This window comes from Dyadobacter sp. SRI_021 (genome assembly GCF_057586235.1).
Genome location: NZ_JBYCZM010000058.1, coordinates 1 through 258, shown reverse-complemented (window position 1 = coordinate 258; position 258 = coordinate 1). Strand labels below are relative to the sequence as shown.

Here is a 258-nt window from a genome sequence, read left to right as displayed (position 1 = left end):
TGCCTTCAACGGCAAGCCGGCCACAGCCTATTTTGTCTTCGATTGCCTTTGATGCACAGGGTGCGATGATACTCGGTTTTATGGACCGTTTTGGCCATCAAGCGGGTACCGGGCAGCCGGACCCCACGGGCAAAGCGAGCTATACGGCCGTGGCGGCGGGGGATATCCTGCGCGTGTTTCCCCGCAGGCCCGGAAGCGGGAATGCCCGGTTTAGTCTGGAAGACAATGCGATAGCCGGAGATTTTTCGACCGACGGAA

Annotated in this window: 1 protein-coding gene; it reads left to right on the top strand. The window is 59.3% G+C overall.

Annotated features, from left to right (window positions below):
- Positions 1-258 (top strand): hypothetical protein (locus AC2YIT_RS32260; protein WP_487281957.1); only part of this gene is annotated, 258 nt, incomplete at both ends.